Annotated in this window: 8 protein-coding genes; 3 read left to right on the plus strand and 5 right to left on the minus strand. The window is 60.4% G+C overall.

Going from position 1 to position 14,710, the window contains the following annotated elements; genetic code table 11:
* The first annotated feature begins 39 nt into the window (after positions 1 to 39).
* A complete protein-coding gene (locus AYR47_RS06505) occupies positions 40 to 4,530 on the plus strand; it encodes a dermonecrotic toxin domain-containing protein (protein ID WP_061434664.1) in 4,491 nt (1,496 codons plus the stop codon).
* A 232-nt stretch (positions 4,531 to 4,762) separates the two neighbouring features.
* A complete protein-coding gene (locus AYR47_RS06510; protein ID WP_061434666.1) occupies positions 4,763 to 6,046 on the plus strand; it encodes an autotransporter outer membrane beta-barrel domain-containing protein in 1,284 nt (427 codons plus the stop codon).
* Positions 6,047 to 6,117: 71 nt separating this feature from the next.
* On the opposite strand, the gene oadA is transcribed toward AYR47_RS06510, so the two are convergent.
* Together oadA and AYR47_RS06520 are read right to left on the minus strand one after the other, a co-directional pair.
* On the minus strand, positions 6,118 to 7,926 hold the full coding sequence (gene oadA, locus AYR47_RS06515; RefSeq protein WP_016978661.1) for a sodium-extruding oxaloacetate decarboxylase subunit alpha: 1,809 nt from the start codon (positions 7,924 to 7,926) through the stop codon (positions 6,118 to 6,120).
* An 11-nt stretch (positions 7,927 to 7,937) separates the two neighbouring features.
* A complete protein-coding gene (locus tag AYR47_RS06520; protein WP_016978663.1) occupies positions 7,938 to 9,353 on the minus strand; it encodes an acetyl-CoA carboxylase biotin carboxylase subunit in 1,416 nt (471 codons plus the stop codon).
* A gap of 196 nt (positions 9,354 to 9,549) precedes the next feature.
* Here AYR47_RS06520 and AYR47_RS06525 point away from each other — a divergent pair, with 196 nt between their 5' ends.
* Positions 9,550 to 10,524 carry a LysR family transcriptional regulator gene (locus AYR47_RS06525; protein ID WP_033897252.1) on the plus strand — a complete coding sequence of 325 codons (975 nt, stop codon included), beginning with the start codon at positions 9,550 to 9,552 and terminating at the stop codon, positions 10,522 to 10,524.
* Here AYR47_RS06525 and AYR47_RS32905 read toward each other — a convergent pair.
* The 3 genes from AYR47_RS32905 to AYR47_RS06540 form a co-directional block, all read right to left on the minus strand.
* Entirely contained in the window at positions 10,454 to 10,651 is a 198-nt protein-coding gene (locus AYR47_RS32905; RefSeq protein ID WP_073860054.1) for a PA3496 family putative envelope integrity protein, read from the minus strand. The genes AYR47_RS06525 and AYR47_RS32905 overlap by 71 nt on opposite strands.
* A 93-nt stretch (positions 10,652 to 10,744) precedes the next feature.
* A complete protein-coding gene (gene hexR, locus AYR47_RS06535) occupies positions 10,745 to 11,611 on the minus strand; it encodes a transcriptional regulator HexR (protein ID WP_003177007.1) in 867 nt (288 codons plus the stop codon).
* A gap of 161 nt (positions 11,612 to 11,772) precedes the next feature.
* The gene (locus AYR47_RS06540) at positions 11,773 to 14,646 is read right to left on the minus strand and encodes an EAL domain-containing protein (RefSeq protein WP_061434670.1); all 2,874 of its coding nucleotides are present in this window, start codon (positions 14,644 to 14,646) and stop codon (positions 11,773 to 11,775) included.
* Between the last annotated feature and the right edge of the window lie 64 nt (positions 14,647 to 14,710).

Consider the following 14,710-nt stretch of genomic DNA (forward strand, 5'->3'; position numbering starts at 1 on the left):
GCAACGGTGCCTCGCACCGTCCTGCCCATGGAGAAACGCATGAATGCCAAAACGTCTGTAGCGCCGCCGCTGCCAAGCCCAAAACCGCTGTTGGAAAAAGCCCTGCTCACCCGCCTGACCGAGGATGGGCCGACCAGCAATGAAGTGGCCTCCCTCCTGCTGCGCAGCGAACTGAGTATCCTCTACCCCGACCTCAACCCAGACCTCGACCGAACCGTGGTGGGCATCCCCATCTGGACATTCGTCGACAACGAACTGACCTGTGTCGATATCCATTACACGCCCCTGACCCACGCCCTGGTGCGGTTGGCCCTGGAAAACACCCAGGCCAACTATTTACAGGGCGAGCACTTCCTCACTCAACAGCCCTCAGCGCCCGAGCCGATTCAATTGCCGGTGGACATCGAGCAGATCGCCACACTGCTCAATGAGTTGGCGTCGGTGTTTTTTGTCGCCTTCAAAGAGCAGCAATTGGCGTTCTGGAACGCCACAGGGGCTGGCCTGCCACGCTGGCAAGAACTGGCTGACGGGCTCGCCGCCGCGCTGAATATCCAGGAGGTCGAGGGCTGGAATGCCGATCACTGCGACATTGCGCGGGGGATCTCGATGTACCCCGACAAGCAGCAACGATTTAGACACCGGCCCGACCTGGCAAACATCCAGGTGTGTTTGCTCGACATTGACAGCCCCAACGATAAAAACCTGAAACATCTCATGCTGGCCGGCACCGCCATCGTACAAGGCACATTCAAACAAACCGACGTCCTGATGATGTATACCCTCGAATACGGGTACGAAACCTTCCCCTCTTTGCAGGACTTGGCGACCGCCGCGCAGTCCAGGCTCAGCGACTCAATGAGCTCGCTCCCCTTGGCCATGCGACTGGTAGAACCTGAGGGTCATTTTTTCGATCACATGGCCTGGGCCCTCATCGCCACCCAGCTCAGCGCGATCGAAACCGAGGGTTTCAGCAGCCTGGAGACCACTGCGCCTCAACCGCAGCCACCCTCCACCGCCACAGAGCCTTTGGAGCTCGACCCGGATACAACACGTCTGAACATGCTCGACGGGGCGATCCCCCACTGGCTGCTCAATGCCTCACCGCACGATTTGAACGACTACAGCCAGCACATGCTGGACCTGAGCACGCTGTACAACGACGTGCCCGCCGACCTGTTCCAGCTGCAACCCATCAATGCCTTCGCCCAAGAGAAAATGCGCAACGCCATCCTTGCAGATAACCACCCTGGCGCCGACACACTGCCACTCGATGAGATACAGATCATCCGCACGGAAAGCCTCGCGGTGGGGCCTTTCAACCTGGCCAATCCACTGGAAAGCTACCCGCAGACCCTGGGCGAATATGCGCTCAGTAACACGCCGCCCTACCAGGCAACCGTGACTTTCAAGGGCGGGCAAACCGTGCCTGACTGGCTCACGGACAGCTACCTGACGCACCTTTCAGAGCAGGTCGACATCGGCCAGGTGTACCCAAAACTGATCCAAGACAAGCTGATTGACGACCCACTCGAAGCTCCCCGGCAACAGCGCTTTTACATGCAGCAGTTGCGATCGCTGCTGCCGCTGCTGGCGTTGGAATGCAAACTCACCCACACCGGCAATGTCGACGAGCAGGGCTGTCGCTTCATCAATGAGCTGGTCAACCCGACGCCCAACACGCCAGACCCTGTGGTTATCTGCCCTTTGTCGATACGCCCCAGCCTTCGTATCAGCCAGACCTTCGATGAGGTCCTCAACATCTTCATCATCGGCCCGCGCTCGCTACAACACGGCCCCTGCCTGTTGTATCGCCCGTTGCTCGAAAACCCGTTGGTACAGTTCCCTTCGCTGCAAAACCTCAAGTATGAGCTGCATCAGCCCGGCGAGATCAGAGACTCCATCCTGGCGTGGCTACCGAACCGGAGTTTGAGTTTCAACTACGCCCAATACATGTTCCCAACCGGTCTGACCTCGGCCTTCCTGATTTCACAACTGGCGAATACACCGTTGAAACTATTCGAATGGGGCGGCACCCCTGTGTTTTCCAAAACCGAGCTGACCGGGGATATTTTTGCCGCGTTGTTTGCGGCCAACGCGAAGGCCATGGCGCAGCTGGCGGATCGTGAGTCGCTGTCCAACGCAGAACGGCGCTGGGCATTGCTGGAAGACAGCGCGTGGGCCATCTTCAATGCCGCATCCAGCTTCCTGAACGGCTACGTCGCCACGGCGGTGTGGGTCTGGCAAATCTTCAATCAACTCCAGCAAGTGCTCGATACGCCGGCGCAAAGCAATGGCTTGATCAAATGGCAGCGCCTGGGCGACGTGCTGATGGCATTGGCCATCGTCATCACCCACAAGGCCGGGCCACTGCGCAGGGGCAAAGCCAAATCTGCAGACGTTCGAGGTTCCAGACCACCCTTGCCTGCGCCGCCGCAGCTACGTGCCCTTGCCTCAGACAGCCGCGCGTTGCCCCACCGCCAGTTCTCGATATTGGCTGTCGAAGGCACCGTGCCGCGCCGCACGCCGACGCAGTGGGGGACTTACCTGGACGAGTTCAAGGTCGAGGCCCCCGACCTGCGCGACTATGCCCAGCCCCAAGAACGCCCGCCGCTCTACGACGTGGGGCAAAACACCTATGCCCCAGTGGATCAGCGCTGGTTCCAGGTGGTGGGTGATGAAGATGCCAATATTCACATTCTCGACCCGCACAACTCTGCGCTTACTGGTCCCTGCCTGGCCAAGACGTCGACGGGAACCTGGCGCATCAATACCGACCTGCGCCTGCTGCACAGCAACGAGAGCTTGAAAAGCAAGTTGAAGGCCTCGCGGATGCTAAGGGCGCAAAAACTCCTGCCACTGGAGCAACAACGGGAAGCGCTGGAGCAACATGAAAAAGTCCTGAAAGGCGAGATGCATATGCTGCTCAAGTCCCCCACCACGCAGACCCTGTTGGACCAGAGTTTGTCCAAGGCCCAGGAGCTGATCGACAATCGCGAGGCGTCGTTGAAGCTGCTCGATCAGTGGAGGAGTGCAGGCGGCACCCTCGGGTATGAAGACAAGCTGCTCCGGCTGTACAAAAGCTTCAACACCTACCTGATGACCTGGACCGCATTCAAACATGTCGCCTATAACACCGCCGTTGAGCGCATCCTCAAAAACCGCGAATCCGAAGACGTGACCACTCGCCAGCAACTCCCGGCAGACATCCACCTGGCGGTGGAAATGGGCCGGGAAATAGACACCAAACTCAACGCTCTTGCGGGCGCCAAACACGCACTGTCCGGCATGGGCTCGGCCGGTGCCATGGACGCCCGGCAAATCGGAATTTCGGAGCGATTTCACACCCGCTGGGAACTGAAAACCAACGAAATCGCCAGCGCCGCTGAACTGTGTATACGTGAGCAAGCCGCTCAAGACATGGCCCAGGCGCGCAATGCCGTCTACGCGGTGGTGGAGCGCGCTACAGCGGCCAGTAGAAACATGACGCAACTGTTAAAGGACGACCCCCAAGAGGCTCAGTTGGAAACTCTGAGTGCAATGGTCGAGGCATTCCAGAGTGTGCGCAATCGAATAGAGGAACTACCCGGCGAGTTTCCAGAACGCATCGACCTCCATGCCCTTGCGGACCTGAAAAGCGTCGTCAACGAATTTCTTCTATTGGCCCAGAGCAATATCGGCACCCGGCTTCAGCAGGCCGCCCCTTCAGCGCGCGCACCTGCCAAGCCCTCGACGTCCAGGCCGCACATCAAAACCAGGGTCATCAAAAAGCGCCCGCGGGATCAGCCCAAAGAACCGCAGGATGTGCCCAAACAGGCGCCTTTGACACTGATCCCGCCGTTGAAGAAACAGGCACCAAAACCCACGAACGACTATATCGACATCACCAGCCAAGGGCTCCAACTGACCGGGGAGCTGGACGGTTTTATCAGCGACACGAAAAGGAGCGCTCTGAAGCCGTTTCGGATACCGGCAGACATGCAGGACATCTTCGATCAGCAAGCATTGAAGATAGAGCAGACGCTCCAGACATTCGAACCGCTGCACGCGTTGGCCAAGCAGGCAGGCAACGCCCTTCCGGTCGCCAGCTTGAGTGGAGAGCTGCGTGACGGCGCAGCCCGATTGCGCCGAGAGGGCATCCACATCAGAGCCACGCTGCTCAAGCTGCGCAAACCCCAACAAGGCTACTTTCTGTGGCTGCTGGAGAACGATCAGGTCCGGGTCACGCGCAATCAAGCGGGCAGAATCAAGACCACACAGTTCAACGACTACTTCCAGGAGTACTTCATTCTTGATTCAGCCAACAGCGACCAGCCGTTATGGCTGGCGCACTTTCACTACCCCACCCTCAAGACACCGGCCAATCTGTTCACGGCAGCCCATCTTAAAATCGACGAAACCTACCTAAGGCAACTATCAGCCGATAAACAGTCAACGCTCAATACCCGAACCGCGCTGGATAATCTTCTGCGCAAGCTCAGCGATCCGGTCGCGCTGGCTGCGTTTTTACGGTTTGAAGAGCGGCGCAGATGAGAGTCAGTCAATGTCAGCGCACCTTGCCCCCCCCATCTGCAAGCCGAAAGGACGCACACCGCGTTTAAGGCTGACTTATAAACGCAATAAAATGCATATCCGTATTTTAAGCTGAGCTTTATTTCTTCCTCCAACAAGGACCACTCCCGCAAATCACGGGCCAATGACCTGACAGTTATCCCCCCGCCAGCTCGATAAATTCCCGGCCTCATCCATAAGAGGTCGGGAAGTCATGCCCATAGCACCCCGCAGAATCGCGCTCTATATCAGCCTTGCCGTTGCCACCAGCCTCCCATTAGCCCAAGCAAGAGGCGACATCGAGTACATGCCGTATTGGTACCCACCCTACGACGCGCTCGATGATGAATGGTCCTATTCACCCGAAACTGAAGGCGTGCCCATCGATGGCCATTTCACTCGGCAAGCCACCTCCTACAACGGCTTGCAGGTGGCAAAGGTGCTGGAGCCCGCGCTGACTCGCCTGCTGGAGTCCGGCGAGCTGAACGCCGAGCAGATCAAGGCCCTGGAAAAACTCAACGACGAACTCGCGCAGAAACCCGGTGCATTCGGCGCGGCACTTGAGCAACTGGCCGGCAGCCAGAACGCCAACCTGGCGGCGGCCACCCAAAGCACCACCCAGCAATTGAGCAACCGAGTGCTCTCGACCCTGCGCGAATTGCCCACCAACACTGACAGCCACTTCTGGGTGAAAAACCTCGGCAGCGAAGGTGGCCTCAATAGCCAACGCGGTACTGCCGGCCTGAATACCGCCAACCAGGGCGTATTGATGGGTGCAGATTGGTCGGTCGACCACGCCTGGCGCGTCGGCGTACTGGGGGCAAAATCCACTAGCCGTTTCGACACGCGGCGCTTCAGCGCAGACTTGGACAGCTGGCATTTGGGCACTTACGCGGTGCGCCAGGACGGCCCAGTGGCACTGCGCCTAGGGGCGATCTACAGCAGCCATGCCGGGAAGAACCTGCGCGGTATCGAGATCCTGGATTACAAAGACACGCTCAAGGGCCGCTACAACGCCAACAGTCAGAATGTCTTCGGCGAAGCGGGCTATCAACTGGGCAATGACGGCTTCAGCGTCGAACCGTTTGCCGGCCTCGGCTACCAGCGCTACAGCCGTGACAGCTTCAAGGAACAAGGCGGCCCCGCCGCGCTGAACGTCGAGGCGCAAACCCAGCAGAATCTCAGCAGCACCTTTGGCCTGCGCCTGGCCACGGTGTTTCGCTTCGATAACCAGATGAGCCTGACGCCCCATTTGAGTACAAGCTGGAAACACCTTTATGGCGACGTCGACAGCCAAGTGCGCCAGTCCTTTCGCCAGCGTGGCATTGACGGCTTCACTGTTCAGGGCGCATCCCTCGACCGCAATAGCCTGGGCCTGCAGGCCGGACTCGATCTGGCATTGTCGACAAACCACACCGTTGGCTTGGCCTACAGCGCAGAAAACGGCTCCAACAGCAGCAACCAGGGCTTGATAGGCCAGTGGCGGATGCAGTTCTGACCTAATTGCAGGCGAAAAAAAAGGGGAGCACCTGCCCCCCCGAGGATTAAACGGTAGTGTCGAAGGCTGGATCAGCCTTCGATTTCAATCAGGATTTCGCCAGGGTTGACCCGGTCGCCCTTGGCCACATGAACGGCGGTCACCTTGCCGGCAATGGCTGCCTGCACTTCGGTTTCCATCTTCATGGCTTCAGTGATCAGCACGGCCTGGCCGGCCTTGACCACGTCGCCTTCCTTGACCAGCACGTCGACGATGTTGCCCGGCATTGCAGTGCTGACATGACCCGGCGCGGTGGCGTGCTTGCGGTTGCTGCTGCCGCCGCTGACAAACTCGTTGAGCGGTTCGAATACCACTTCTTCCGGCATGCCATCGATGGACAGGTAGAAGTGGCGCTTGCCTTCAGCCTTCACGCCGACACCGGTGATGTCCACGCGGTAGCTTTCGCCGTGCACGTCGATGACGAACTCGGTCGGCACGCCTTCGCCACCGGCACGGGCCACGCCGCCGGCTTCTGGGATGGGCAGCAACACTTCCGGCGCCAGGGTGCCGGCATCGCGCTCTTCGAGGAACTTGCGCCCGATGTCCGGGAACATGGCGTAGGTCAGCACGTCTTCTTCGGACTTGGCCAACGCACCGATTTCGCCGCGCAGCTTGGTCATTTCCGGCTTGAGCAAATCAGCCGGGCGCACGTCGATCACTTCTTCGCTGCCGATGGCTTGGCGACGCAACTTCTCGTTCACGGTGCCCGGCGCCTTGCCGTAGCCGCCTTGCAGGTAGAGCTTCACTTCGTTGGTGATGGTCTTGTAACGCTCGCCGGCCAGCACGTTGAAGAACGCCTGGGTGCCGACGATCTGCGAAGTTGGGGTCACCAGCGGCGGGAAGCCGAGGTCTTCACGCACGCGCGGGATTTCGGCCAGCACTTCGCTCATGCGGTTGAGGGCGCCCTGCTCTTTCAACTGGTTGGCCAGGTTGGAAATCATCCCGCCCGGCACCTGATTGACTTGCACACGGGTGTCGACAGCGGTGAATTCGCTTTCGAACTGGTGGTATTTCTTACGCACGGCGTAGAAGTACAGGCCGATTTCCTGCAGCAGTTCCAGGCTCAGGCCGGTGTCGAATTCGCTGCCTTTAAGGGCGGCGACCATCGACTCGGTCCCTGGGTGGCTGGTGCCCCAGGCGAAGCTGGAAATGGCGGTGTCGATGTGGTCGGCACCGTTTTCGATGGCCTTGAGTTGGCACATCGCGGCCAAACCAGCGGTGTCATGGGAGTGGATGAAGATCGGCAGGGTCTGCTCGGCCTTCAGCGCCTTGACCAGTTCGCCAGTGGCGTACGGCGTCAGCAGGCCGGCCATGTCCTTGATCGCGATCGAGTCGCAACCCATGGCTTCCAGTTGCTTGGCCTGGGCCACGAACGCTTCGACGGTATGCACCGGGCTGGTGGTATAGGCGATGGTGCCTTGGGCATGTTTGCCGGCTGCTTTTACCGCTTCGATCGCCACGCGCAGGTTACGCACGTCGTTCATCGCGTCGAAAATGCGGAATACGTCGATACCGTTGACGGCAGCCTTGGCCACGAACGCCTTGACCACGTCGTCGCTGTAGTGGCGGTAGCCCAGCAGGTTCTGGCCGCGCAGCAGCATTTGCAGGCGAGTGTTGGGCAACGCGGCGCGCAGTTTGCGCAGGCGCTCCCACGGGTCTTCTTTCAGGAAGCGTACGCAGGCGTCGAAGGTCGCGCCGCCCCAGACTTCCAGGGACCAGTAGCCGACTTTGTCGAGCTTGTCGCAGATCGGCAGCATGTCGTCGGTGCGCATGCGGGTCGCGAGCAACGATTGGTGGGCGTCGCGCAGGATGGTGTCGGTGACAAAGATTTTCTTGGACATTGTTGTATTCCTCACAGGCCTGCGTGGGCGGCGATGGCGGCGGCGATGGCCAGGGCCAGCTCTTCGGGTTTGCGCTTGATCGAGTAGTTGGTCAGTTCAGGGTGGGCTTCAACGAAGCTGGTGTTGAACTGGCCGCTGCGGAATTCCGGGTTGCGCAGGATTTCCTGGTAGTAAGCGGCGGTGGTCTTCACGCCTTGCAGGCGCATGTCGTCCAGGGCACGCAGGCCGCGGTCCATGGCTTCTTCCCAGGTCAACGCCCACACCACCAGTTTCAGGCACATGGAGTCGTAGAACGGCGGGATGGTGTAACCGGTGTAGATCGCCGTGTCGGTGCGCACGCCGGGGCCGCCGGGTGCGTAGTAACGGGTGATCTTGCCGAAGCTTGGGAGGAAGTTGTTTTTCGGGTCTTCGGCGTTGATGCGGAACTGCAACGCGAAACCACGGTGCTGGATGTCTTCCTGTTTCACCGACAACGGCAGGCCCGAGGCGATGCGGATCTGCTCGCGGACGATGTCGATCCCGGTGATTTCTTCGGTGATGGTGTGTTCCACCTGCACGCGGGTGTTCATCTCCATGAAGTACACCTCGCCCTCGGCGAGCAGAAACTCCACGGTGCCAGCGTTCTCGTAGCCCACCGCCTTGGCGGCGCGTACCGACAGGTCGCCGATGTAGGCGCGCTGTTCTGGGGTCAGTTGCGGGCTTGGAGCGATTTCGATGAGCTTCTGGTTACGACGCTGGATCGAGCAATCGCGCTCGAACAGATGCACCACGTTGCCGAAGCTGTCACCGAGGATCTGCGCCTCGATGTGCTTGGGATTGACGATGCATTTTTCCAGGAACACTTCCGCCGAACCGAAGGCCTTAGTGGCTTCGGAGATAACACGGGGGAAGGCTTGTTCAAGTTCTTCGCGGCTGTTGCAACGACGGATACCACGGCCGCCGCCACCGGAAGTGGCCTTGAGCATCACTGGGTAACCGATGCGGTCGCCTTCGGTGAGGGCCTCATGGATATCCGCGACGTTGCCTTCGGTGCCCGGCGTGACCGGCACACCAGCCTTGATCATGCTGCGGCGCGCTTCGGTCTTGTCGCCCATGCGGCGGATCACTTCCGCCGACGGACCAATGAATTTGATACCACGTTCGGCGCAGATATCCGCCAGTTCGGCGTTTTCCGACAGGAAGCCGTAGCCAGGGTGCAGCGCGTCACAACCGGTTTCCACCGCCAGGTTCACCAGCTTGCGCGGGTTCAGGTAACCGGCCAGGGGCTCGGCGCCAATGCTGTGGGCTTCGTCGGCACGCTTGACGTGCAAAGCGTGACGGTCGGCGTCGGAGTAGACCGCGACCGAGCGAATGCCCATCTCGGCGCAGGCACGCACGATGCGTACGGCAATTTCACCACGGTTGGCGATCAGGATCTTTTTTATCACTTGGAAATTCCCTTGAGCCGATTGCTGCGTTCTTCGACCCGCTGGATCCGGGTCGGCGCGTGACCAAATGTTTCATGACAGTCGCGAGACACACACTAAGCCCGCCGAGGGATTAACAAAAATCAATAATTATTGGGTCGTGCATAAGTAAAGACTTATAGTTGAACTCATTAGATTCAGCAGGAACGTGCTAAAAATGCGTAAGTCATTGATGCGTATGACATTGCGTCAATTGCAGATCTTCAATGAAGTGTGCGATTTGCGCTCCTACAGCCGCGCCGCCGAGGAAATGTCCCTCACACAACCGGCCGTTAGCCTACAAATTCGCCAGCTGGAAGAGCTGATCGGGCAGCCGCTGTTCGATTATGTCGGCAAAAAGCTCTACATGACCGAGGCCGCTGAAGCCTTGCAGCGAGCCAGCCGGGATATTTTCGGGCGCCTGGAAAACCTCGATATGCAGCTGTCGGACATGCAGGGTTCGCTGCAAGGCCAGTTGAAGCTGGCGATTGAATCCAGCGCCAAGTACTTCGTGCCGCACCTGTTTGCTGCCTTCAAGCGCCAACATCCCGAGGTGCAGTTACACCTCACGGTGGTGAACCGCGCCCAGGTGATTCGCCGGCTTTCGGACAATCGCGATGACCTGGTGATCATGTCCATGGTGCCTCAGGACATGGGCCTGGAATTCCTGCCATTCCTCAACAATCCGATCGTCGCGGTGGCGCCACCCGACCATCCGTTGAGCCTGCAAGGGCCGCTGCGCCTGCAGGACCTGGAACCCTACACGCTGCTGCTGCGCGAACCGGGTTCCGGTACGCGACTGGCGTGCGAGGAGTATTTCAAGGAGAAACGCGTGCACTTCACCCAGACGGTGGAAGTGGCCTCGGCCGAGGCGCAGCGCGAGTGTGTTTGCGCGGGGTTGGGCGTGGCGCTACTGACGCGTCATGCGGTCAACATGGAGCTGGCCACCGGCGGGCTCAAGGAGCTGCCGGTGGAAGAGCTGCCGCTGTACCGCAGTTGGTGCCTGGTGCAAGCCAAGGCCAAGCGCCTGTCACCGGTGGCCCACGCGTTCCTGGGCTTTATCCGCAGCGAGCGGGTGCAGATCAGCGCGCTGGCTGAGCGTTTCGCTGGGCAGCCGCGGGTGCCTGCCAGTGGAGTTCCGGGTAGTCACTGATGCTCTGGAGCAGCTGACGCTCCTCGCAACGGTCTTCGATTGCGCGACGGAACGCCATGCGGCGCTGGTCTTCCTGCTGACGACGGGTTTTGACGGAGCTGTTGCTGTCTTCGTAGGGCCGGGCCATTTGGAGTCTCCCAATGCGAGTACGGGGAGTTCAGGATGGCCCTGGGCGATGACGGTTTGGCGGCGCGGGGGTTACAAACTGATGAAACTTTGATCAATCATCCAATGCTTTGACGGACTTGGGCGACAACCGCAGGCTGCGCAAGCTGCGCTTCACGCTCTTGAGGTGGTTGACCAGGCTCGGCCCGCGCGCCATGGCCACGCCCATCGCCAGCACGTCGATCACCACCAGGTGGGCGATGCGCGAAGTCAGCGGCGTGTAGATCTCGGTGTCTTCGTGCACATCGATTGCCAGGTTGACCGTGGACAGTTCCGCCAACGGCGTCTGGCTCGGGCACAGGGTAATCAGCGAAGCGCCGCTTTCACGCACCAGGTTGGCGGTAATCAGCAAATCTTTGGAGCGGCCCGACTGGGAAATGCAGATCGCCACATCCGTAGGCTTCAAGGTCACCGCCGACATGGCTTGCATGTGCGGGTCGCTGTAGGCCGCGGCAGTGAGCAGCAAACGGAAGAATTTGTGCTGGGCATCGGCGGCCACCGCGCCCGAAGCACCAAAGCCATAGAACTCGACACGCTGGGCCTGGGACATGGCGGTCACGGCCTTTTGCAACTCCACCGGGTCGAGCTTCTCGCGCACTTCCATCAGGGTATGCAGGGTGGTGTCGAAGATCTTAAGGCTGTAGTCGGCGACGGAGTCGTCTTCATGGATCGCGAATTGGCCGAAGCTGGCACCGGCGGCCAGGCTTTGCGCCAACTTGAGTTTCAAGTCCTGGAACCCAGAGCAACCGATGGCGCGGCAGAAGCGCACGATGGTCGGTTCGCTGATGCCCACGCTGTGCGCCAGGTCGGCCATGGAACTGTGCATCACAGCCGCAGGGTCAAGCAGCACGTGATCGGCAACCTTGAGTTCCGATTTGCGTAACAGGTGGCGCGACTGGGCGATATGTTGCAACAGGTTCAAAGGGCAGGACTCTTGTTATGGGCAGGGCCAGGGATGTAGCAAGCTTGTAGTTATACTACAAGAATTGTCGTTTTGCCCGTCCGACGCATCACTAAATCGCCCTGCTCCCCTTTGAATCTAAGGGCGGCCAAGTTGTAGCCACAGGGGCGCCCCAGGCATCACTAGGGAAAATCTGCATTTTTCCGTAACAAATCTGCCAGCCCTTCGGCCTGCATCGGCCGACTGATCAAGTAGCCCTGTACCTCATCACAACGCTCACCGCGCAGGAAGTCCAACTGCTGCTGATCTTCCACGCCTTCGGCCACCACCTTGAGCGCAAGGCCGTGGGCCATAGCGATAATGGCGCGGGTGATAGCGGCGTCTTCACGCCCCTGGCCCAGCCCACGGATGAAAGTCTGGTCGATCTTCACGTAGTCCACGGGAATGCGCTTGAGGTAGCTCAGGGACGAATAACCCGTGCCGAAATCGTCGATCGCCAGCTTCACGCCCAGGTCCCGCAGTTGCTGGAAAGTGGCGATGATGTGTTCGACGCTGTCGAGCAATTGGCTTTCGGTCAGCTCCAGCTCCAGGTATTGCGGGTCCAGGCCAGTTTCTTCGAGCACCTGGCGCACCAGGCTGACCAGCTTGCCCTGGCGCAGTTGATGCACGGACAGGTTCACCGATACGCGGATTGGCGCCAGCCCCTGGCGTTGCCATTCACACGCCTGCCAGCAGGCCTCGCGCAACACGAATTCGCCCAATGGCACGATCAGGCCGGTCTCTTCGGCCAGGCCGATAAAGTCCCCCGGCGGCACCATGCCCCACTGTGGATGGTCCCAGCGGATCAACGCTTCGGCGGCATTCAGCTTGCCGGTGGCCAGGCACAGCTTGGGTTGGTAGAACACCGTGAGCTGGCGCTCTTCGATGGCCTTGCGCAGATGGTTTTCCAGCTGCAAACGCTCCAGAGTGCTGGCTTGCAGGCTGTCGGTGTAGAACTGGAAGTTATTGCCGCCCAGGTGCTTGGCATGTTGCATGGCCATGTTGGATTGGCTGACCAATGCAGAAATTTCCCGCGCATTGTCCGGCAACAGGCTGACGCCCATCGAGGCACTCACCACCAGCTCATGCCCGTCCACCGTCACCGGCACCCGCAGTTTGGCCAGCAACCGCGTGGCGACCCGCGCCAGGCTCGACAGGTTGCCGTAGGCGTCGAACAGCACGGCGAATTCGTCGCCGGACAGACGCGCGATGGTGTCAGCCTCAGGTAACGCGTTGATCAGGCGGCGCGCCATTTTTTGCAGCAGTTGGTCGGCGACTTCATGGCCAAGGCTGTCATTGAGCAATTTGAAACGGTCGAGGTTGATGTGCAGTAACGCCAGGCTGCGACCGCCCTGGCGTACCCGCTGATGGGCCTCGCGCAGCCGTTCGCGGAACAGCGAGCGGTTGGCCAGGCCGGTCAGCTCGTCGTAATGGGTGAGGTAGCGCATGCGCTCTTCCGACTCACGTCGCGCCGAGAGATCGGCGAAGAAGCCCACGATATGGCTGACTTTTCCCCGGATATCGCGCACTACATTCAATTGCAGCCACTGCGGGTACAGCTCGCCGTTCTTGCGCGTTTCCACCAGCTCACCCTGCCAGGTGCCATGGCTGAGCAACGCCTGGCGGATCACCGGGAAGTGACGGCGGGCATCGCGGCTGCTGGGCAGTTCGACCACATTGCGGCCGATCATATCGTCGGTTTCAAAGCCGGTGACACGACTGAACGCCTGGTTGACGGCAATCAGCTTGTAGTCCGGGTCCAGGATCACGATGCCTTCGCTGGCGGCCTCGAATACGGTCGAGGCCAAGCGCTGCTGTTCTTCCAGGGCCTTGCCGGCGCTGATATCCCGCCGCGTGCCGAGCATGCGCGTGACCCGTCCACTGGGCGCGCGCTCCACGGCGCGGCCACGGTCTTCGATCCACACCCAGTGCCCATCGCCATGACGCACGCGGTACTCCACCAGGTAGTCCTCGCTGCGGCCCTTGAGGTGTTCCACCAAGGCACGCTTGAGCAGCGGCAGGTCTTCGGGATGCAGGCGTGGCTTGAGATGGCTGAGCATCGCCGTGACATATTCCGGCTCCAGGCCGAACAGTTCCTTGAGCTGGGTGTGATGGACTTCGTCGGTTTGCAGGTTCCAGTCCCACAGGCCCAACTCACTGGCTTGCAGCGCCATGGCCAGGCGCGCTTCGCTTTTATTCAGGGCCAAGCTGGCGGCGTCCAGTTCCTGGCTGCGTTGGGCCACTCGGTCTTGCAGGCCGATCTGGGCTTCGCGCAGCTCTTGCTCGACCTGACGACGTTGTTCCACTTCGCGCACCAGCTCCTGATTGAGTTGCTCGCTGCGCTGTTGCGCCTGCTGCAGATGCTCGATCAACGCCTGGTTCTGAAAACGGCGCAGCAGCCCGCGTTGGATCAGGCGATTGACCTGCCACGCCACCAGGCTCAAGGATGCCAGCAGGATCAGGCCAAGCACGCCCCAACCGCGCTGCTGCGGGTCGCCGGTCCAGAACAGGTAGAGGATGGCCGGCACCAGGCACGGCAAGGCAAACGACAAAAACGCTGGCAGGCTCACGGCATAGGCCACGCTGGCCGACAGCGTAGCCGCGCCGATCAGGCCGAACACCCAGGCTTGTTGCATGAAGCTGTCGACCGGCACCAGCGCAATGGCAGCCGTGGCCAGGGTCAGGCCGCTGACGGCCGAGCCGAGCATGAACATCCGCCGCCACACCGGCTGGGCCTGGCGACTGGGCATGGCCGAGTCGAACGCCGCCACCTGGATCACGCGCATCGCCACCAGGGCCAGCAGCCAGACCAGCCAGATGCTGTCCAGCAAGTATTGCTGGGGGTTCCACAATAGCCAGGCGCAGACCAGGCCATTGACCAGCATCAACAGGGTCGGCAGCAGCGAGCCCTGATACAGCAGGCGCGTACGCTCGACCGCCATCTCCGTGGCGTAGTGTTTGCGAAGAACCTGCGCGGGTGCCGTCGAGGGGCCGAGCAGGTCGGTGCTGAGGGTCATAGGCAGTGTTCTTATAATGGTGAGCCCGAAACGTCGACGGAGCATACACAAGCAAGCGCCTGGG

The sequence above is a fragment of the Pseudomonas azotoformans genome, from assembly GCF_001579805.1.
GTDB lineage: Bacteria > Pseudomonadota > Gammaproteobacteria > Pseudomonadales > Pseudomonadaceae > Aquipseudomonas > Aquipseudomonas azotoformans_A.

Coding starts and splice junctions, on each gene's coding strand:
- AYR47_RS06505 (WP_061434664.1), top strand. CDS start 40: ATGAATGCCAAAACGTCTGTAGCGCCGCCGCTGCCAAGCCCAAAACCG.
- oadA (WP_016978661.1), bottom strand. CDS start 7,926: ATGTCCAAGAAAATCTTTGTCACCGACACCATCCTGCGCGACGCCCAC.
- AYR47_RS06540 (WP_061434670.1), bottom strand. CDS start 14,646: ATGACCCTCAGCACCGACCTGCTCGGCCCCTCGACGGCACCCGCGCAG.
- AYR47_RS06510 (WP_061434666.1), top strand. CDS start 4,763: ATGCCCATAGCACCCCGCAGAATCGCGCTCTATATCAGCCTTGCCGTT.
- AYR47_RS06525 (WP_033897252.1), top strand. CDS start 9,550: ATGCGTAAGTCATTGATGCGTATGACATTGCGTCAATTGCAGATCTTC.
- AYR47_RS32905 (WP_073860054.1), bottom strand. CDS start 10,651: ATGGCCCGGCCCTACGAAGACAGCAACAGCTCCGTCAAAACCCGTCGT.